General features: G+C 39.8%; 18 protein-coding genes. 4 read left to right on the plus strand and 14 right to left on the minus strand.

The window, feature by feature from the left end; translation table 11 throughout:
• Positions 1–38: 38 nt before the first annotated feature.
• From BIZ38_RS07755 to BIZ38_RS07780, 6 genes are all read right to left on the minus strand, one after another.
• Positions 39–557 carry a protein tyrosine phosphatase family protein gene (locus BIZ38_RS07755; protein WP_138599450.1) on the minus strand — a complete coding sequence of 173 codons (519 nt, stop codon included), beginning with the start codon at positions 555–557 and terminating at the stop codon, positions 39–41.
• Between the two features lie 19 nt (positions 558–576).
• Complete coding sequence (locus tag BIZ38_RS07760) at positions 577–2313, minus strand: amidohydrolase (protein WP_187490031.1); 1737 nt, start codon at positions 2311–2313, stop codon at positions 577–579.
• 72 nt (positions 2314–2385) lie between these two features.
• A complete protein-coding gene (locus BIZ38_RS07765; protein WP_138616525.1) occupies positions 2386–3351 on the minus strand; it encodes a Solitary outer membrane autotransporter beta-barrel domain in 966 nt (321 codons plus the stop codon).
• A gap of 118 nt (positions 3352–3469) precedes the next feature.
• Positions 3470–5065: an AbgT family transporter gene (locus BIZ38_RS07770; RefSeq protein WP_135926342.1), complete on the minus strand. Its 1596-nt coding sequence runs from the start codon at positions 5063–5065 to the stop codon at positions 3470–3472.
• A 77-nt stretch (positions 5066–5142) separates the two neighbouring features.
• Positions 5143–5442 (minus strand): hypothetical protein, encoded by a 300-nt coding sequence (locus BIZ38_RS07775; protein ID WP_054554529.1) that lies wholly within the window; start codon positions 5440–5442, stop codon positions 5143–5145.
• Between the two features lie 7 nt (positions 5443–5449).
• A complete protein-coding gene (locus tag BIZ38_RS07780; protein WP_054554528.1) occupies positions 5450–5710 on the minus strand; it encodes a DUF3081 domain-containing protein in 261 nt (86 codons plus the stop codon).
• A gap of 202 nt (positions 5711–5912) precedes the next feature.
• Between BIZ38_RS07780 and BIZ38_RS07785 the strand changes: the two genes are divergently transcribed.
• Complete coding sequence (locus BIZ38_RS07785; protein ID WP_187490032.1) at positions 5913–6779, plus strand: TlpA family protein disulfide reductase; 867 nt, start codon at positions 5913–5915, stop codon at positions 6777–6779.
• 79 nt (positions 6780–6858) lie between these two features.
• Complete coding sequence (locus BIZ38_RS07790; protein WP_187490033.1) at positions 6859–8139, plus strand: flavohemoglobin expression-modulating QEGLA motif protein; 1281 nt, start codon at positions 6859–6861, stop codon at positions 8137–8139.
• A 90-nt stretch (positions 8140–8229) separates the two neighbouring features.
• Here the strand turns inward: BIZ38_RS07790 and BIZ38_RS07795 are convergent, their stop codons facing one another.
• From BIZ38_RS07795 to BIZ38_RS07820, 6 genes are all read right to left on the minus strand, one after another.
• Positions 8230–9447 (minus strand): type III PLP-dependent enzyme, encoded by a 1218-nt coding sequence (locus BIZ38_RS07795; protein WP_187490034.1) that lies wholly within the window; start codon positions 9445–9447, stop codon positions 8230–8232.
• A gap of 260 nt (positions 9448–9707) precedes the next feature.
• Complete coding sequence (locus tag BIZ38_RS07800; protein ID WP_187490035.1) at positions 9708–10328, minus strand: hypothetical protein; 621 nt, start codon at positions 10326–10328, stop codon at positions 9708–9710.
• 224 nt (positions 10329–10552) lie between these two features.
• Positions 10553–11356: a DUF1338 domain-containing protein gene (locus BIZ38_RS07805; protein ID WP_138616539.1), complete on the minus strand. Its 804-nt coding sequence runs from the start codon at positions 11354–11356 to the stop codon at positions 10553–10555.
• 40 nt (positions 11357–11396) lie between these two features.
• Entirely contained in the window at positions 11397–12869 is a 1473-nt protein-coding gene (gene astD / locus BIZ38_RS07810; protein WP_138616541.1) for a succinylglutamate-semialdehyde dehydrogenase, read from the minus strand.
• Between the two features lie 18 nt (positions 12870–12887).
• Positions 12888–13922 carry an arginine N-succinyltransferase gene (gene astA / locus BIZ38_RS07815; protein WP_054554521.1) on the minus strand — a complete coding sequence of 345 codons (1035 nt, stop codon included), beginning with the start codon at positions 13920–13922 and terminating at the stop codon, positions 12888–12890.
• A 46-nt stretch (positions 13923–13968) separates the two neighbouring features.
• Positions 13969–15174: an aspartate aminotransferase family protein gene (locus tag BIZ38_RS07820; RefSeq protein ID WP_187490036.1), complete on the minus strand. Its 1206-nt coding sequence runs from the start codon at positions 15172–15174 to the stop codon at positions 13969–13971.
• A 204-nt stretch (positions 15175–15378) separates the two neighbouring features.
• On the opposite strand from BIZ38_RS07820, the gene BIZ38_RS07825 reads away from it, so the two are divergent.
• Positions 15379–15807 carry an Lrp/AsnC family transcriptional regulator gene (locus tag BIZ38_RS07825; RefSeq protein ID WP_187490037.1) on the plus strand — a complete coding sequence of 143 codons (429 nt, stop codon included), beginning with the start codon at positions 15379–15381 and terminating at the stop codon, positions 15805–15807.
• A gap of 34 nt (positions 15808–15841) precedes the next feature.
• On the opposite strand, the gene BIZ38_RS07830 is transcribed toward BIZ38_RS07825, so the two are convergent.
• Positions 15842–16768 (minus strand): hypothetical protein, encoded by a 927-nt coding sequence (locus BIZ38_RS07830; RefSeq protein ID WP_054554519.1) that lies wholly within the window; start codon positions 16766–16768, stop codon positions 15842–15844.
• A gap of 48 nt (positions 16769–16816) precedes the next feature.
• Positions 16817–18730: a putative bifunctional diguanylate cyclase/phosphodiesterase gene (locus tag BIZ38_RS07835; RefSeq protein WP_187490038.1), complete on the minus strand. Its 1914-nt coding sequence runs from the start codon at positions 18728–18730 to the stop codon at positions 16817–16819.
• Positions 18731–19670: 940 nt separating this feature from the next.
• Between BIZ38_RS07835 and BIZ38_RS07840 the strand changes: the two genes are divergently transcribed.
• On the plus strand, positions 19671–19970 hold the full coding sequence (locus BIZ38_RS07840; protein WP_054551968.1) for an isoamylase early set domain-containing protein: 300 nt from the start codon (positions 19671–19673) through the stop codon (positions 19968–19970).
• Positions 19971–19974 lie beyond the last annotated feature (4 nt).

Consider the following 19974-nt stretch of genomic DNA (forward strand, 5'->3'; position numbering starts at 1 on the left):
GTCAGAAAAAAGCAATATAAACTAATATGTTGGTCAGCTTATGGCTGACCAACCTCTTCGTTAACTTTGCTTCTTACCACCCCTTCAAGGCTTTTTAAGCCCCATTGTTTACCAATCTCAACAGCTTCATCAATTGGCTTTTTCAAGGTTACCGCATTGTATAGCGCAACGAGAGCACCGACACGGTTGCTGCTCGCGCAGTGAAGTAAGGTGGTTTGTTGTTGCTGTTTATTGAGTAAGGCCTGAAGTTTCGTAGCATTTTCAATGGTAATATCAGCTTTAGATTGCACAGGAATATGGTAATAGTTCATACCAAGCTCAGTGACTAACTCTTGCTCAGACCAATTCGTTTCGTTATCACCACGAAGGTTTATGACGTTCTGAACACCAAGTTGTTTTAACTTGGCAAAATCCGTTTGACTTGGCTGCCCAGAAGTTAGCACATTCTCAGACTGCGCCTTAAGATTTAAAATATCCAGTTTTGTAGTAACGGTTTGTGCTGCAAATGCAGAAAAAGACAGCAGCGCAGCACAGGCTAATTGTATGAACTTATTCATGTTACTCCTTAAAGTGTGTTTAATTTTTGCTGTAGACGGTTTCACCACGACTAATGGTTTCTAACACTTGTAAGTTATGTAGCTCTACAGGCTTTATCTTTAGCGGATTCTTATCAAGAATTATCAAGTCTGCTTGCATCCCTTGTTTTAATTGCCCTTTTGAACTTTCTTCAAAATGTTGATACGCAGGCCATGTGGTCATTGCTTGTAGTGCAGTATACACAGAAACACGTTGCTCTGGCCCTAATACTTGATCTGTACGGGTTGTGCGGTTAACCGTTGCATCTAATACACGTAGTGCATCAGGTAGGGCGACTGGTGCATCATGATGGGTGCTAAACATTAATCCTTGTTTGCGAACAGCTTGAGTGGGTGAAATAAAATCGGCACGGGGGTGACCTAGCACTGAATTTACATGCCAGTCGCCCCAATAAAACGTATGCATTGGGAAGAGCGATGGAAATATGCCTAATTCTTTAAGACGATTTACCTGATCTTGTCGAATTGTTTGACCATGAATGAGTACAGGGCGGCGATCTTTTTTGCCGAGCTTGTTATTGGCACTTTCAACGGCATTTAAAAACTGCTCAATGGCGGCATCACCATTTGCATGCGTCATTACCTGCCAGTCATTGGCAAAGGCCGTTTCAATATACTGATAAGCTTGCTCATTATTAAAAGTAGGGTAGCCTGCATAACCTTGCTCTTGGCCTTCGGGGGCTTTTAAGTATGGCTGAGATAACCAAGCGGTTTTACCTTGCGGTGAGCCATCAAAGTTAAGTTTTACACCCCCAATGCGAAAATGATTTGTGTAGTTTTTACTGTTATAGGCTGAGTCCATAAATCCGCTGCTGGTGGCCATATCGGCATAGGCAACTATATCAATCACGAATTTATCTGCCTTTGATGCTCTTACCATCGAGTCATAAGCTTCTTGGGTAGCACGTCCTTCTTGGGCCGTTGTGTAGCCGTATTTTGTATAGAGTTTTTGCCCTTCTTGCAGCATTAAATCTTGTAAATCAGGATCAACAGATTTCATCAGTTTGAACAGTAATCCAAAGTGCGCGTTTTCTTCGAGCACCCCATTAGGCTCTTGTGAGTTTGTCATGCGACGAATTATCCCGCCGTCAGGATTTTCTGTGTTTTCATCGATGCCAGCCATGGCTAACGCTTTAGTGTTTGCCACACTTAAGTGCCCTGAGGTATGAATGATGATCACAGGCTTTTCGGTGCTAACTCGGTCTAAGTCCATTTTTGTAGGGTATCTATCAAGCTCAGCATCATCGTACCCAAATCCTAAGATAGCGCCGGTTTTTTCAATAAAAGTGGTGTAATCAGGGTTGTTCTGTGCAGCTGTGAGAATATTAACGATTTGTTCAACGCTGTTAGCATCACCATCTGGACTAGGTAATACATTGGCTACCATGGCTTGTAAGCCTACCGCGTACACATGACTGTGGCCATCTACAAAGCCAGGCATTAGGGTCTTGCCTTGTAAATCAATCAGCTTCGTTTTACCAAACTTATGCTCAAGGGCTTTAGTTTTATCACCCACAAAGATAATTTTGTCGCCTTGCGTTGCGATTGCTTGCGCATACTCTGGTTCATCGCCAGTCATTGTAAGAATATCACCACCATAATAAATGGTATCTGCTGCACTCACTTGCAGTGGAAGCGTTTTAGCTGTTTGTTCAGAGGTTTTATCGCAAGCCGTTAAGGCAAGCAATGAACATGCAATTGCGAGGTGATGTTTCATATAATCTTCCTTGAATTCTAAGTATGTCTAATAATATAGTCTGTTTGCTCAGTTTGTGTTTTTATATTGGACTTAAATTTCATTAAAGTACAAGACAATAGCGGCGCCATCTAGGCTACTGCCATTGTGAATGTTGATACCAATACCAAAGTTATCGAACCATGACGTCCATTTTCTGCTATCCCATAAAAAGCCAATACCGTATTCATAAAAGTGATCGGTCCCAAATGCTACCCGACTATCGCCGCCTAAATCGATACGTTGGCCTTTGATGTAAAAAGCTTGCTCAAAAACCCCGATTTTGAACATGTTAAATTTAGCTTTAATACCATTGAGTGTGCGCCATGTCTCAGGCGCCGCATTATTTATTCCATCAGGGTGAGAGAGTGCCCAGCCATAGTAATAATTAAAGTTAAGTTTGTACTCGTAATAGCCCCAATGCCTAGGTAAGCGATAGATCATGGTCGCATTAGGGTTTAACACCAGTGCATTACTATTGAGGTTGGTGTAAAGATTTTCAGCTAAAGGCTTAAAATTACGTCTAGACTCGGGAGAGTTGTACTCATAATCATTGTTGTAATGTAAGTAGTGAGTATTAAAACCAAATTGATATGACCATTTAGAGCCAAGTGCTTTTTCGGCATTAAAACCGATCATCCCGTTATACACTGTTTCTGAAATATAGTCGTCAGCCACATTATCAAAAAGCGAAATGAAATCTGATTGATTTAAATAGCTTACTTTGCTGGTCAGGCTTAGTTTGTGTTGATAAACAGGCTCATCAAGCTGCCAAGTGTAAGGAATACTGTAAAGTTTGAGTTCTTTTCTAAGCGCAATACTGTCTTCATCTTTGTTGGCATGTTGCGAGTCAAACAGTGTTTGTGGATCAAAATCACCAAAACCTAAGGTAATACTATCACCATCGGTTAAAACCAACGACGTGGCAAAGGCCGATTCGAGCTGCTTAGTCGGGTTTGCACATAAATTAAATACACTTAAAGTGTGCAGTAGAAGCCACAGCTTAAATAGTTTTCTCATAAAAAATAACAATAAAAATTAATGTCTTAATAATAGTCGCAAAGTTAGCTTTCAACAATCTCAGGTACAAAAAAGCCAAGCTTCAAAGCTTGGCTTTTTTACACCTTTAAGAAGCGCTTTAAGGCTGATAGTAAATCGGTGATTCAGGGCCAACTGGGAAACCCAGAACAAATACCCATAAGTAGAATAACGCGACCCAACCAACAAAGAAGATCATGCTGTAAGGAAGCATGGTCGCAACCAATGTACCAATCCCCATGTCTTTCTTATACTTAGTCGCAACAGCCAGTATCAAACCAAAGTAACTCATCATCGGGGTGATAAGGTTAGTAACCGAGTCACCAATTCGGTACGCCGCTTGAATAGTCTCTGGCGCATAGCCGATTAGCATTAACATTGGTACGAAGATGGGGGCCGTTACAGCCCATTGTGCAGATGAAGAACCTAAGCTTAAGTTTACTAATGCACACATTAAAATGAATAGCACGAATACTTCAGGGCCAGTTAGGTTTAATGCTTGTAAAAGAGCAGCACCGTTAATGGCTAAAATTGTGCCTAGGTTGGTCCATTTAAAGAAGGCAACAAACTGTGCTGCAAAGAAAACCAGCACAATGTACATACCCATCGAGCTCATACTTTTACTCATGGCATCGATGACATCTTTATCGTTTTTCATGGTGCCAACAACGCGGCCGTAAACAAAACCCGGAATACCAAAAGTCACAAAGATAAATACCACAATGCCTTTTAAAAATGGTGAATGTGCCACAAGGCCTGTTTCTGGATTACGTAAAATGCCGTCTTCAGGGACAATTGTCCAAGCAAGTAATAGTGACACCACTAACAGTGACACACCCGCCCATTTTAGTCCTGACTTTTCTTTATCGGTTAAACCGGCAATATCATTTTTAGGCAAATCGTTGCTTGCTTCATCAGGGTTGTACTTACCAAGGCGCGGCTCAACGATTTTCTCGGTAACAAACGTACCTAAAATGGCAATTAAAAATACCGAAATCATCATGAAATACCAGTTTGCTTCAGCGCCAACTTGATAATTTGGATCAATCATTTGTGCTGCTGGCGTGGTGATACCAGCAAGTAGCGGGTCAATGGTACCGAGTAATAAATTGGCACTGTAACCACCAGAAACACCGGCAAATGCCGCAGCAAGACCGGCAAGAGGGTGACGACCAAGGCTGTGAAAGATCATGGCTGCTAATGGAATAAGTACGACGTAACCAAGCTCAGACGCCGTATTTGATAAAATCGCAGCAAACACCACCATAAAAGTAACTAAACGCTTAGATGCGCCCATTACCATGCCGCGCATAGCAGCAGAGAGTAAACCTGAGTGTTCTGCAACACTTACACCTAATAAAGCGACTAATACCGTACCAAGTGGTGCAAAGCTGGTGAAGTTCGTAACAAGGCCAGTAACGATACGCTGCAGGCCTTCGGCACTAAGTAGGCTGACAACTTCAATAACACCATCAGGGTCTCGACCAGCAGCGCCTTCAGGGCGTGGGTCGATAGCGCTTAAACCATACCAATCGGCAATGCCGCTAAAAACGATAATAGCAACGCAGAACATTGCAAATAAAGTGATTGGGTGGGGGAGCATATTACCCAAAAATTCAACGGTGGCTAAAAATCGGTTAAACAACCCATTATTACCACCTTCATGGGTGTTGTGAGAGTTTATAGTTTTTGACATGTCCAGTTCTCGTTATTTCAAAATGGCGCTAACCTAGCATTTTTTACCGGACAGATCATGTTTTAGCGGTGGGAGAACTAATAGGTACGTTCCAAAATGCCCTTGTACAGCAAGGGATAGCGGCGCAAACGTTTGCCAATGTAATCATCGGCTAGAATTTGCGCACAGATTTGCTCTACATCGTTACTTGCTTCAAATACCCAATCAAAGCGCTCAATAGCTAGTAGAAAACCACGCTTGAGGAACTGTTGTTCACGATAGTAACTAAGGTTTTCGCGAATGATATCTAACTTATCTGGGTTAGATTTTAGCTCATTAATAACTTGGTTAATAAACGCTTGCTGTTGCTTTGACTCAGCTTTTACCCGTCGTTTCATTACTTCTTTACAGTTCCTGTTCTGCGATATAAAGCACTTTCTTTAAAAAGTCCTCTTTGTTCTTTTCATGTTGATAGTCAAGGTGATAAGTATTGTGAAAACCAAAGCGCAGTAACACGCCACTGCCTTTTAGATAGACCGTATAACCATCGATATCCGAAAAAGCGCAAATACCCTCATAAAGCTTTCCATCTTCATGGTCTTCACCGTGTTGAATGATTTTTTCATACACTGAGAGGATCAATTTACCGTCTAGTTCATTTTTCATGATGACTCCTTTTTGAAGTAATACGTTTCAGATCTATAAAAAGTTTAGTGCTATTTTATGTAGGTATTAATTGTGTTGTTGTATTTTTAAAACCTTACTTTGCGATAAATCACTAAAATCACATTTAGATAGCAGATGTCGAAAATTTACAATATTTTCTCTTACCTTAAACTTAAGATAGATTTTATTTGAGGGACACACAATGAAATATAAGTTTATACCCCTGATACTACTAACAGGCTTGTTGCTTGTAAGCAAAAGCATATCAGCAAATACAGCTCCCCTGATGTTAGAAAATGAAGCGGGGAAAATAGTTAAACTTGACAGTTACTTAGGCAAGAAGCCCGTTTACTTAAAGTTTTGGGCGACTTGGTGCAAGCCATGTATGGAGCAAATGCCACATTTTCAGCATGCATATGAGCAATATGGCGATAAAATTCAATTTGTGGCTATTAATATTGATCTCAATGATGATGCAGACGCTGTTGCTAAGGTTAAAGAGCGTTTTTCACTTACTATGCCAATTTTTACTGATCACACAGGGCAAGTTGCTAAACATTATGAATTTATGGGCACCCCTTTTCATGTATTGATTGATAGTGATAAAAAGGTGATTTTTCAAGGCCACGAAGCTGATAAACCGCTTGATAACACATTACGTTTGTTATCACACAATGGCAAAGTTGATGAAGCGCGCTTATTAAACGAAAAGCAAGGCCAAGCCACTCCTTTGCTTATTCCGAACAAAGGAAAAAAAGCCGTATTATTTACCGCAACATGGTGCGACTGGTACTTAGTCGACACGCGCCCTGCAATGGCAAAACAGTGTGAATTAGCACAGCAACATGTTAATCAGTTGGCAGAGCAAGGAGTTGATGTCGAGGTTAAAGTGAGTCAGTTATGGACTGACCAAAGCGCAGTGCAAGAATATGTTGATAAATTCTCTGCAACCATGCCAGTTTCAATCGATTATGGTAATGATTTATTTATCGAAAATGGCATTAATTCGGTACCCAGTTTACTTCTCTACAACGACGGAAAATTAGTCTCTAAAAAAGCTAAATTTTAGCTAAAAAACGCTTAATTTTGCTTTGTAATTATGCAAATTTAGCCTATGCTCTAGGCTCATTACACAGTGAGCCTAGAGCATGATAGATAAGGCATTATTAGCAAAAACACGCGAGTTATCTGACCGATTAATCGCACTGCAAACACCCATTCGTATCCTTGATGCGATTAATTGGGATAAACAAATCAAAGAAGAGTTTTTTAAGCATAAGTGCCAAAAGAACCCAACAGTTGATCAAGCCTATTACCAACAGCGTGACCTTGGTTTTGTACCAAGTGAGTTACGTCGTGCGTTTTCTGATTTAAATCGCGATATCATCAGCCAGCTAGGGCAATTAAACCCAATTGCGCAATATATGAGCAAGATGTGTGCTGAATATAAAACCGTACTCAGTATGATTGAATATCGTGGTACTCCTGAATTTCATGATTTGTCTGTTGAGTTGTTTGGTCATCCAAAAGATTTATTCCATGCTGGAGAGCCTTCACTTTCTGAACTTGCAACCATGCTTGAGCAGCCGCTAAAAAGCATGCTTGATGCTGATATCTTGCCTGATGATCCAAAAAACATTGATGCAGAAGATGCAGTAAAAATTTTAGCATCACAAGTAGCTCAAACGATGCCGGGCATCGACGTTGAGGTTATTCTGAGTGATGGTATTGTGAGTGATGCTGCGGCAGGTGCAAATAATATTAAACTTAATCAAGATGTTAAATTCTCTCAAAGAGAGCTAGATATTCTTGAGGTGCATGAAGGCTGGATCCATGTTGGGACCACGCAAAATGGTCTTGCACAGCCATATTTAACTTGCTTAAGTAAAGGCACTCCGAGCTCTACGGTCACCCAAGAAGGTCTTGCTGTCTTGACCGAAATTATTACCTTAAAGTCAACGCCACGACGTTTAGCAAAATTAGTGAACCGTATTCAAGGTATTACTAAAGTCATTGATGGCGCAGAATTTGTTGATATTTATCGTGATTATGTAGCGCAAGGGTTGAGTAAAGACGAAAGCTATACACTTACTCAACGCGTGTTTAGAGGCAGCACAGCAACAGGCTTACCTTTTACCAAAGATATCGCCTACATCAAAGGTTTCGTGTTGGTGTATAACCTTATTCGGGTTGCCATTCAATTAGGCCGAATTGATCAATTGCACTTATTATTAGTCGGTAAAATCTCAATTGATGATTTCAGGCTGATATCGCAATTACATGATTTAGGTGTGATTGAAGACCCTAAATTTATACCACCACACTTTAAAGACTTACGAGGCCTAGCAACGTGGCTAAGCTTTGGCCGTTTTATTGGTAACTTGTCGTTTGAACAATTAGAAAACGATTACAAACCACTCTTTCTTTAAACAAAGAAATAAAAAAATGCAGCTGGAATGAGCAGCTGCATTTTAAGAGTTAAAGCATGTTGCCTTACATGCTTTTAGTCGAGGAAACGATTAACCGGTGAGTGCGTCAACCTGTACTACATCATTCAGTACGATAACTTCTGCACGTTTGAAGAAGTTAAAATCTGTTGCAGTTGCTAATGTGTAAGCACCCATCATACGGCTGATGATTAAATCGCCATTGTTTAATTTTGGTAGCATGATTGATTCACTTACTACGTCGATGCTATCGCAAGTCGGGCCTGCTAACACGGACTCAACACGTTCGTTTGATTGTTTGAACGAGTCGATAGGGTATGAGGCTTCATCAAACAATAAACCACTGAATGATCCATAAATACCATCATCTAAATAGTACCAAGGCTTACCATCACGCACTGCTTGACCCATGACCGATGCAACACTGGTAACCGCACTGGCTACAATAAAGCGACCTGGTTCAGCAATTACGCGAACTGTCTCTGGTAACTGTGCTAAGGCATCATTGATTGGCGCACAAAATTCCTCAATTGGCAGCACGTCTTTGTGGTAAGGCACAGGGAAGCCACCGCCAATATCAAGTGTACTAAGCGCAGGTAATCCTAATGCGGCTACGTCGTTAATCACTTGATTACATGCAGCAATGGCAGTGACATATTTAGCTGGGCTTGCTGTTTGCGAGCCAACATGGAACGACAACCCTTTAATACGAATACCTAATTGTTGCGCGTAGCTAATGATTTCAATAGCCATTGCTGGGCTACAACCAAATTTTTTCGATAAATCAGCGAATGCTTCCGCATTACGAAAACTTAAGCGAACAAGTAACTCAACCTGGTCTTTGTATGCAATGAACTTTTCTAATTCGTTGATGTTATCAACCACAAACACATTACAACCGTATTCAAGTGCATCACGAATATCACGATCACGTTTGATTGGGTGCGTGTGAATAGTATGATCACTTGGTACGCCTTGGCTAGCGACTAAGTCAACTTCACCGCTGGTTGCTAAATCAAAGCTGGCGCCTTCTTCTAAAAGCGTACGAACAACCGCAGGATGAGGAAGTGGCTTTAATGCAAAGTGTAATACAACGCCAGGCAAAGCACGGCTTAATGCACGGTATTGATGACGAATAGATTCACAATTAAGCACCATTAATGGCGCGCCATGTTGCTCAACGAGCTGCTCAATAAATTGGTTTGAAGGTTGTGCTACAGGTTCGTTTGCAGCAACCGACGCTGCAGGTACTTTGATTGTTAAATCTTGTGTAAGTGTTGAAATAGCCATTTTACTCTCCGGCAATTAAGCAACTGCTCGGAAAAAAATGGAAGTCCGAGTCAGTTGAGTGTTATTAAGCGCACAGTTTGTTCTGTGCAATCAAATACACTCTTGGATAGTTGCTCTATCGCCTTGCTACAAACAGGGTTTGTAATGTACTCGGATTGGCTATCATCAAGAAGCGGCGAGATAATAGATCTGCGTTTTAATTTACGCAAGTGTTTTTTGCTAATATTTTGAGTTATTTTTATGCAAAAGTTAGAGGCTGCTTAGTCGTTTTGAAAGAGTATTCCATACTTATTAGAATAGGTTTCAAGCATTGAGTTTAAAACCTGCTCTGAGTTCCCTTCTTTATGGATCTGCTTTAGATATTTAGCCATTCTTTCGCTAAGCATGAAGCTATCCATTAGTTGTATAGCCTTACGGCCTTCAGGGGTTTTACTACAAGTAAAAAAACCATCAATAAATTCTGGATACTCAGCAATTTTTCTTGAAGTTAATCTTGCTAATTGCTCTGAAGATAAGTGAGCTTCTAATGCTTCTCGATAAGCTATTATGTAGTCAATGCGTTTATTCATTAATAATAAACTCAGTTGAAGAAATGCATTTTCACCATAAATATAAGCCACATTAGTTTTTTGGTTCGCAAAAACAGTATCAAGTTCGCGATAGCTTGCGGAGCCAATAACACCAAAAATTCGTTTTTTGTTTAGTAAAGTTACCACCGAGACAGGGTTTAGTTCATCTTGGATTGTTTCATTTAGAGCAAATATTTCACGTTGGACATGCATAAAAGTTGGGATGGTGGAAAAAAGCATGTTTTTAGCGCGTTTAGGCGATTTTATTGCGTTAAAAGTACAACTAGGTTCATTACTGGCTAGTCGTTTCATTAATCTTGCGTGATTTGTTAAGTCAGGTACTAAGTTAAAGTGATCAGCTAGAGCAGGCTGTAAAACATTATCAAGATGGCGGGTAAGAGTTTGTGTATCTACCTCGTTATCATAGTATGCATGAGACAAAATTGTCAGCTTAGGTTTTTCTTTTGCCGTCGCAGTGTTTAGAGTAAATAAAATTACGATAAACCCAATTAGCCTCATACATAAACTCTTTTTAGTTATCGAGCATTGGTGCTCTCAAAAATTTTGTCAGCTGATGCTGCAACAAAGCCAGTGTATAGCTCACCATCTGGTTTTGCGTAGCGCAAAGCAAACTCATAAAAACAACTTGGTACGGCAACAACACCATCGCTAAATTCAACTTCGCTGTCATCAGCAAGGGTTGAAGATTGCTCGAGTAATACCTCTGGTGAACCTTTGATTTCGCCGCCAGATGTATTTAGCGCAAAACCCGCATCTTTAAGTGCTTGGTTTACACTTTCGATATCATCGAATTTAGCCAATTCATTGATGCTCACCGTAAAGTGATTAGCACGGTAACCCCATGCTGACATCCATGCTGCATATTCACTTTCTGCGAGCAGTTTTTTGTAAGTGTCTGAACTTACTTGCCAGTGCGTACCTGAATACAGGAAATTATCGGCTGTAACAGCGTTTTCGTCAATCTGTGCAACCATGTCGTTGACAATCGTTTGCAGCTCTTCTGAACATTGCTCAACAAGTAATTCAGAAATGAAAACTTTAGGTTGCTTAGGATCTGAGTGTTCGAAGTGCTTTGCGTATAGTTTTTTCGCTTCGAAGTGGTACTCGCCGCATTCTTTGTAGCCAACTGCTAAAAAGTGCGCTGCTAGTTTTTCTAAGCCGATTTTTTCATGGTTAAAAGTACGTAAAGCAATGTGATCGTTAATCACGTCATCTTTTTGTGTTGAGCCAAGTAACTCATGTACTTTTACCGCCGATGGCGTAACTGATAAATAGTTGTCCCATAGGTTTTCAAATAGGGCGTTTACATCTGTGTGCATGTTTAATTCCTTCGATTAAGGCGGCGAGGCCGCCAAACAATTATTCAATAATTAAGCCCGGCGCAAGGGTCTGTGGTAAGTTAACTTTTTCGGCTTCAACAGAAGCAACAGGGTATGCACAGTAGTCAGCAGCGTAATAAGCGCTCGCTCTGTGGTTACCACTGGCACCAATACCACCAAATGGGGCAGCGCTTGATGCGCCTGTAATTGGTCGGTTCCAGTTAACAATACCGGCACGAATACGTTTTAAGAAATGCTGGTAGTCATCGCTATCATCACTTAATAAACCAGCAGATAAACCAAATGAGGTGTTATTTGCTTCATTAATCGCGCTATCGAAATCTGTGTAGCGATAAACTTTGATAAGAGGACCAAAGTGCTCTTCATCAGGCATATCTTTAACAGCCGTTACATCAATAATACCAGGGCTTACAAAACCAGTACCCGGTTCAAGATGCTTAAGTTCGACAAGAGAGGTTGCTCCCATATCAAGTAACTGCTGCTGAGCTGCAACCATACCTAGTGCTGCTTTTTCGCTGATCATTGCACCCATAAATGGTTGATCTTCGCTAAAGCTGTCGGCGACTTTAATTTGTTTTGTTGCAGCAATTAATTTTTCTAAAATTGCATCACCATTTGCCGAGTTCTCGATAAATAAACGACGAGAACAGGTACAACGTTGGCCAGAAGTAATGAAACCAGACTGGATAATGTCGTGAACAGCGGCACTTACATCTGCGACATCTTTTACGATCAGTGGGTTATTACCCCCCATTTCCAGCGCTAAAATTTTACCTGGGTGACCTGCAAATTGCTTATGTAATAGGTGACCTGTATTTGAGCTACCCGTAAAGAATAAGCCATCAATATCTTGATGAGAGGCAAGTGCAATACCTGTGTCTACTTCACCTTGAACAAGGTTGATGACACCGGCTGGTAAGCCTGCTTTAAGCCAAAGTTTTAAGGTGAATTCAGCAACATGTGGTGTTAGTTCTGATGGCTTAAATACAACGGTATTACCTGCTAAAATAGCTGGCACAATATGACCATTTGGTAAGTGACCCGGGAAGTTATAAGGACCAAACACTGCAACAACACCATGTGGCTTATGACGAATAAATGCTTTGGCGCCAGGCATTGGGTTTTCTGTGGTACCCGTACGTTCGTTATAGGCTCTGATTGAAATGGCGATTTTACCCGTCATTGCACCTACTTCAGTACGTGTTTCCCAAAGCGGTTTACCTGTTTCGCGGGCAATGATCGTTGCAAATTCTTCGCTATGCTCTTTAAGCTCTGCTGCAAAGTTTTCAAGAATAACGATACGCTCTTCAAGAGTCATATCAGCCCAGCCTAACTGCGCACTACGAGCTGCTTTGATTGCATCAGCGACTTGTTCAGCTGTGGCTGTTTTACCTTGCCAAACAACCTCGCCATTACTTGGGTTGATTGAACTAAAATCATGACCAAGGCCTGCTTGCCATTGGTTATCGATAAGTTGAGTTGTGACACTCATTTTAAACTCCTTAAGTGGTTACAAACGGAAAAACCGTGCTGCATCCCCTTGTTTTAATTTAAGTGCATCTGCCACTTCTTGGCTGACGATTAATGTGTGCTTAGCGTGGTTATAATGAGCATGCTTGGTGAATGTGGCTCTAAAATCATTCACGCCTTGGTTGCAAATAGCTAATGTATCTGAGCTTTGCTCATTGATATGCGCAAGCTCACCAATGCTGATAGGGCAAACTTGTGACTCACGGACACTGCGAATATTGCCAAGCTTTGCTTCTACCGTTGGCCCTGCATCGAATAGGTCGACATAACCACGGTGCTCAAACCCTTCTTTTTCCAAAAGTTTAAGCGCAGGCTTGGTTTTTTCATGAACCTTACCAATCACAGCTTGTGCTTTTTTGCTCAGTAAGTTGGCATAAATAGGGTACTTCGGCATCAACTCGCTGATGAAGACTTTATCGCCTAAACCGACTAAATGGTCAGCCTGTGGGAACTCAATGCTAAAAAAGTGTTCTTGTAACCACTGCCAAAAAGGTGAATGGCCATCTTCATCACTTACACCACGCATTTCTGCGATAATGGTGTCAGCAAAACGCTCGCTATGCTGGGCCATAAATAAAAAGCGAGAACGCGATAAAAAGCGACCTGTTAAACCTTTGCGGTTTTGCTCACGTAAGAACAAGGTACAAATTTCAGAGCAACCAGTGTAGTCATTACACATACTCAGAATATCAACCGTGTTATATACATTGAGAGTAGGTGAATGGTGAACAGTTTTACCTTGGTGGTAATGATATAAAGGAACCGACATTCCTACAGCAGCTTCGATAGCCGTTGTGCCGATAACATCACCCGTTTTACTGTCTTCTAAAACAAATAAATAGGTTTCGTCTTGTGGTTTATTAATGTCTTTTGCAAAACTGCGTTCTGCGCGTTCAATTTTTTCTTGTAGTAAATTGTCGTCAACTGGTAACGAGGTAAAACCATGACCAGATTCAACAGCAATTTGTTTTAACGCAGCAAAATCATTTGCTGTTATAGGACGTAATACTTGCATTAAGTGCACTCCAATGGCGCATGCTTTAAGCATGCGCCAACTAGGATTAACCGTTTACAACGTCTGCAACCGCTTTTTCAAAGCGAGCTAACCCTTCTTTGATATCCTCTAGAGGAATAACTAAAGATGGCGTAAAGCGCACAACGTTTGTACCAGCAACAAGGCTCATTAAACCGTGCTTAGTGCTTGCTACTAGGAAATCACGTGCACGGCCTTCAAATTTGCTGTTAAGAACTGCACCTAATAATAGACCTTTACCACGTACTTCACTAAATACGTCGTATTTTTCGTTGATTGCAGCAAAGCCATCGCGTAACAGCTGTTCGCGCTCTTTAACGCCAGCAAGTACTTCTTCGCTGTTCACAGTATCAAAAGCAGCTTCAGCTACCGCACATGCAAGCGGGTTACCGCCGTAAGTAGAACCATGTGTACCTACTTTTAAATGCGCTGCAATGCTTGCTGTTGTGATCATCGCACCAATTGGGAAACCACCGCCTAACGCTTTTGCTGTTGTAAGGATGTCTGGTGTTACATCTAAGCCTTGGTATGCGTATAAATCACCTGTACGGCCAACACCTGTTTGTACTTCATCAAAAATAAGTAAAGCATTGTGTTTATCACATAATGCGCGAACACCTTTGATAAAATCGCTCGTTGGCGAAATGATACCGCCTTCACCTTGTAGTGGTTCCATCATTACGGCACAGGTGTTGTCACTGATAAGTGCTTCAAACGCAGCTAAATCGTTATAATCACAGTGATCAACAGCAGCAGGCTTAGGACCAAAACCGTCTGAGTAAGCAGCTTGACCACCTACGGTAACAGTGAAGAATGTACGACCGTGGAAACCTTTGTTAAACGCGATGATTTGGTTCTTTTGCTCGCCGTGGACATCTAATGCCCAACGACGCGCTAATTTTAATGCCGCTTCGTTCGCTTCTGCACCTGAGTTTGCAAAATATACTTTATCTGCAAATGTAGCGTCAGTTAACTTTTTAGCTAAGCGAAGTGCAGGTTCGTTTGTCATTACGTTTGATAAGTGCCAAATTTTTTCGCCTTGCTCTTTTAGGGCATTGACAAGCGCTGGGTGACAATGGCCTAAACAATTAACGGCAATACCACCTGCAAAATCGATAAATTCTTTACCGTTTTGATCCCAAACACGTGAGCCTTCACCGCGAACAGGAATAACCTCTGATGGGTTGTAGTTTGGTACCATTACGTCGTTAAAAAGTTCTCTTGTTACTTGCATTTATTACACCTAAATCTGGCTTAGTATGAAAAAAGTTAAATTGCAAAAAATAGGTCAGTTAAGCCGTTCCTGCCTAATTAAGCACGATGAGATTATTTTTCTTATCTATTTTTCTTATTATCTGGGTTAGGAACTTAAATTTGCAGTGCTATTTTGTGAAAAATGACTAAAATAAAAAGCAAATTAACGAAAAGAGTAGTCAAAGTGATAACTTTACAAGATGAAAAACTATTAGCTATCTTAAGAACCAACGCGCGTGCGAGTATTTCAGACCTAGCGAGGGCGCTTAACTTATCGCGCTCAACAGTTCAAAGCCGAATGTTAAAATTAGAAGAAACAGGGGTGATCAAAGGCTACAGCGTAGACTATGGTGATGCCTATTTGAGCCAAATGGTATCAGCCCACGTTTCGATTAAAGTGAAACAAAAACTGACCACCAAAACGAACCTTGAACTAAAGCAGATTGATGCTATTTCACAGCTCTATGCAATTAGCGGTGAATTTGATTTGATCGCCGTTGTGCAAGCTCAAAACCTTGAAAAGTTAAGCCACTTGTTAGATGACATTGGTAACTTAGATGGTGTTGAGCGAACAACGTCGTCGGTGATTTTAGAAACGAAGTTTAAGCGTTAACCTTAACCTTTGATTTAGTTTTTGCCTATAGAACTTAATTTGTATCAGCTTGAGGCGCTTTGCGGATGACCTTCTTTTCGACTTCATCAAGCTTTATAACATAGGCATTACCACCAATGCCTTTAAACTCTTCGTCTGTAAAAACAATCGTGTTGTCATCGTAAAAAGTGATGGCTTCTTTTTGCGTAACAATACCTAAATCAATACGTGATACATCCCCAGAAAAAAACTTATCACCCCGAAAGTTCTCAAATAACCAAATACTGGTGGAATCAAGTAGAACCAACTTAGTTCTATCTGGGCTAAGCGCCGCGGAAGTGATCCAACAAAGCTTTTCCATGGTGGTGCAAGTTTTGAACGAATCAATTAATTCAGCATCAAAATTAGCTGCATGATCGCCAACTTTGTAAACTTTAGTAATGCCATCAAATGGCTCAGTTCGATTTTTGGTAAATAGATACAAATGTCGCCCTAAGGCTACAAAGGCTTCTAAATCAAAATTTCGCTGATCAGGTTGGATGGGGCGACCATCCATTTCGGGGTATGTAAACTTGATAATCTCTGCTTCAGTGGTTTCGCCTTTAATATCGATTGGATTTTCGATTTTATAAATGGTTAACCATTTTCGGTCGTTTTTGTTATTGCCAAAATCACCCAAAAAGAAATGACCAAATTTATTTTGCGTCATATCTTCCCAATCAATGTTTTTAGCATTGGTTACCAAGATTTCTTTTGCAATAGACCCATCTTGATTAAGGCGGTACAACTTGGGTTGATCGCCACTGTCGTTTATGGCCCAAAGTCGATTAAATTTATCAAATTCAATCCCTGAGATTTCTTTGACTTTGGGGTCTACAGACAATCTTTTCTTACTATAGAGAGTGTAAATAGATGAACCAATGAGTAGGCTAGTGATCGCGAAGGAAACTAAAAAAATGGTTAATAGGCTTTTTTTTAACATCAACAGGGTAAAAGTACAGATTAATAGCTGGGATTATAGCGGTTTATGCTATTTTTGTATATTCCAAACACCACGGCCGGTGGCTGATATAAAGTTTAAGTTATCTTGCAAAACTTTGTGCCCTACATTTAAAGATGACTCTGGGTGACTTATCAAATAACCTTGAATACTGTTGATACCCATAGATTTTACCAATTCAAATTGTTTTACATCTTCAACACCTTCAGCCACGACTTTTAAACCGAGCTTAGCACCTAGCTCGCTTACAGAGTGCATTATTTTATGGTATTTAGCGTTATCTTTAGCTTGCGATACGAATAGACGATCTAATTTAATAACATCAATTGGAAGATCTGCAAGCGTACTTAACGAGCTAAAGCCAGTCCCAAAGTCATCAATTGCGATAGTAATACCTTCTGCACGCAATTGTTCGAGTGTTTGAATAATCTTATTGCTTGCTTCAATAAAAGTAGATTCAGTGATTTCAAGCATTAATGCGTGGGCAGGGAGGCCTGTTTTTGATAGTTTATCCATAACCCAATCATAGATATTGCAATGCTTTAACTGTACTCCTGAGATATTTACAGATATTTTAACTTTTCTCATACCTGCGTTGTACCATGCCGACATTTGCCTACATGATTCGAGCATTATCCAGTCTCCAAGTTCTAGAATAATATTCGACTCTTCTGCGATGGGAATAAACTCCTCGGGAGAAATAAGTCCTTCTTTTGGGTGCTCCCACCTAACAAGCGCTTCAAAATAATCAATGGCGCAGTCATCAACATCAACAATAGGTTGAAACGATAAATGAAAATTTTCGCTTGCAATTGCAAGACGCATTTCGTCAAGTAAATAATGATATCGCCTAATTTTCTTGCCCATATCAGGTGAATAGACTTTAAAAATGCCTCGACCATCGGTTTTTGCTCTATACATAGCAACATCAGCCATCTGTAACAGTGATTGTGGTGTGGCTGCACTATCTGGGTAAACCGCAATGCCTATACTTGCACTAATTTTTATTAGTTTATTACCTAAAACGAAGTCACGTTCTATTTCGTGTAAAACATTTTGCGCTACATCTAAGGCTCTATTTTTACATTCTTTAAGGTCAATAAATATCGAAAATTCATCACCACCTAGTCGGGCTAAGTTTTGATCTAGTTGGCTCGTCGGAGATAAGTTAGATAACTTATGGTGTCGCATTATGCTACTTAAGCGTGATGCGACTTGTATTAGAATTTCATCCCCAAAACTATGACCAAAAGAATCATTTACTTGTTTAAAACCATCTAAGTCAATAAAAAGTAATGCGCAACGATATTTTTGTCGCTCTGCGATTCTAAGTTGTTTGGCTAAATGCTCTATGTATGCGTGGCGGTCAAGCAGGTGAGTGAGCTTATCTTGAAATATACTTATTTCAGACTCTTTAGTGTAGTTAGTGATATGCGTGCTAAGAGCGTCATAGTTGACGCGGAGTTGCTCAATATGTGGTTGTTTAGCTGTAGAGCTGGTAGCTAAGTTTAGACTTTTAAGTAAATCAGATGCTTGAGTATTAAGCAATTTGAGAGTGTAACTCTCATTTCGAGTTTGTACTCTTATATTTACTATCCAGCTTACTGCCATTATCAATAATAATAGTATAATTATATTTATTGGAGCTAACAGTGTAGATAATATTATATCTGATGAAAGTGCCGCGACAGTCAGCCCTTGCTCAGAATTTATTACTATATAGGTTTCATTCTCTTTTCTTATTATGTTTTGCCCACTTAACAAAATATTATACCAAGCTGTTTTTGTTATCTGTGATTCTACACCAGTTAAATAGTACAGCTTTATTCCGCTATCAATATAATTTAAATCATTGATTTTTTTTGTTAATAAGATACTCATCCCATAAACGAAAGCAATTATGGTAATAATAATCGTGAATGAAGTTCGTATTGCATTTGTCATCTAGAGTACCATTTTGGTGCATTTTTATAAGTAGTGCTCACCTTTATAATGTCAGTAATTATATTGTTACAGATAAGTTAGCAAAAGCGTTTTATTGATAATGGTGTTTAGATTGGTACAAAATGTGAAAATTCACATCGTTTAGAGTATAAGCTCTATTTGTGGGGTGGTAGTGAGCTAATAATATTCGCTTAGCGTTTACGATGTAAAATAAATTTACTTCACTGGAAAAACGTCCGGTTTTAAATTTTTAAAAGGTTTTTATTTTTATTTTAAAGCTGGGTCTGATGTTGGTTTTATAACTAGTTTTAAATTTTAAATTTACGATTTTGTACTTATTGTTTTTGTCTTTCTGCTTGGGTAGTTTTTAAATAAGTTAATTGGGTAGTAAAAATTAACGGTTGGTTTTGCTTTGTTTTGTAGGTTTTTTCTGGAAGGAATAACGATTTATATATGTCTCATATAGATTTATATAATTTACCTTACAGAAACAATGTAATTTATTTTTGTAAATTATATGCTTATATTTTTTACGAAATGAAATAGTGTCTTTTTAGTGTTTTTGCTCTAATTGTTCACTTCAATTTAATTCACTTTACCCAACCCAATTTGTTATCTACTTTTTATAAGTCATTACGAGAGTAGATAAAACATACTGAAATTAAAGTGTATTTTATCATCAACTTGGTTCAGTTATTGCTCGTAATAATACAGCAATATGATTGTTGTAATTTTTGTTTAATTTACGCACTATCTTGGTGCGAAAAATAAACAGTTGCACTGTCATAATGCGTAAATATAGGTTTGATTTACTTAATGAACTTGATGATTTGGTAATCAAGTTTATGAAACCTGGAACGCACAGCCTCCGCTTATAGAGTCGTTGAATGCGGTACTGTGGCAAGGATTAATTTACCAATTGGTTGAATTGGAGCCCACTATGCTAAGCAAACGTTTTTTTAAAACTAAAGACGAAACCGAAGTTACTTTTGAATTTAAGCATCCTGATGCTGAAGATGTGCAATTAGTTGCGGAGTTTACAGATTGGCAGCCTGTGCCAATGAAGTTCAATAAAAAAGAGCAAGTTTTCAAATGCAAGCAGCGTTTACCACTTGATCAAGAGTTTCACTTCCGTTACCTAATCAATGGCGAGACATGGGACAACGACCACCAAGCTGATGGTTATATTCCTAACGGTTTTGGTACTGATAACAGCATTGTTAATACCCAGCGCGCTTAGGTGT

This window comes from Pseudoalteromonas sp. BZK2, from assembly GCF_014349195.1.
Classification (GTDB): domain Bacteria; phylum Pseudomonadota; class Gammaproteobacteria; order Enterobacterales; family Alteromonadaceae; genus Pseudoalteromonas; species Pseudoalteromonas simplex.

Excerpts from the sequence above, each read along its gene's own strand:
- BIZ38_RS07785 (WP_187490032.1), top strand. The coding sequence starts at position 5,913 with ATGAAATATAAGTTTATACCCCTGATACTACTAACAGGCTTGTTGCTT.
- BIZ38_RS07775 (WP_054554529.1), bottom strand. The coding sequence starts at position 5,442 with ATGAAACGACGGGTAAAAGCTGAGTCAAAGCAACAGCAAGCGTTTATT.
- astD (WP_138616541.1), bottom strand. The coding sequence starts at position 12,869 with ATGAGTGTCACAACTCAACTTATCGATAACCAATGGCAAGCAGGCCTT.
- astA (WP_054554521.1), bottom strand. The coding sequence starts at position 13,922 with ATGCAAGTATTACGTCCTATAACAGCAAATGATTTTGCTGCGTTAAAA.
- BIZ38_RS07795 (WP_187490034.1), bottom strand. The coding sequence starts at position 9,447 with ATGGCTATTTCAACACTTACACAAGATTTAACAATCAAAGTACCTGCA.
- BIZ38_RS07835 (WP_187490038.1), bottom strand. The coding sequence starts at position 18,730 with ATGACAAATGCAATACGAACTTCATTCACGATTATTATTACCATAATT.
- BIZ38_RS07760 (WP_187490031.1), bottom strand. The coding sequence starts at position 2,313 with ATGAAACATCACCTCGCAATTGCATGTTCATTGCTTGCCTTAACGGCT.
- BIZ38_RS07755 (WP_138599450.1), bottom strand. The coding sequence starts at position 557 with ATGAATAAGTTCATACAATTAGCCTGTGCTGCGCTGCTGTCTTTTTCT.
- BIZ38_RS07820 (WP_187490036.1), bottom strand. The coding sequence starts at position 15,174 with ATGCAAGTAACAAGAGAACTTTTTAACGACGTAATGGTACCAAACTAC.
- BIZ38_RS07765 (WP_138616525.1), bottom strand. The coding sequence starts at position 3,351 with ATGAGAAAACTATTTAAGCTGTGGCTTCTACTGCACACTTTAAGTGTA.
- BIZ38_RS07780 (WP_054554528.1), bottom strand. The coding sequence starts at position 5,710 with ATGAAAAATGAACTAGACGGTAAATTGATCCTCTCAGTGTATGAAAAA.
- BIZ38_RS07840 (WP_054551968.1), top strand. The coding sequence starts at position 19,671 with ATGCTAAGCAAACGTTTTTTTAAAACTAAAGACGAAACCGAAGTTACT.
- BIZ38_RS07790 (WP_187490033.1), top strand. The coding sequence starts at position 6,859 with ATGATAGATAAGGCATTATTAGCAAAAACACGCGAGTTATCTGACCGA.
- BIZ38_RS07800 (WP_187490035.1), bottom strand. The coding sequence starts at position 10,328 with ATGAAACGACTAGCCAGTAATGAACCTAGTTGTACTTTTAACGCAATA.
- BIZ38_RS07830 (WP_054554519.1), bottom strand. The coding sequence starts at position 16,768 with ATGTTAAAAAAAAGCCTATTAACCATTTTTTTAGTTTCCTTCGCGATC.
- BIZ38_RS07805 (WP_138616539.1), bottom strand. The coding sequence starts at position 11,356 with ATGCACACAGATGTAAACGCCCTATTTGAAAACCTATGGGACAACTAT.
- BIZ38_RS07770 (WP_135926342.1), bottom strand. The coding sequence starts at position 5,065 with ATGTCAAAAACTATAAACTCTCACAACACCCATGAAGGTGGTAATAAT.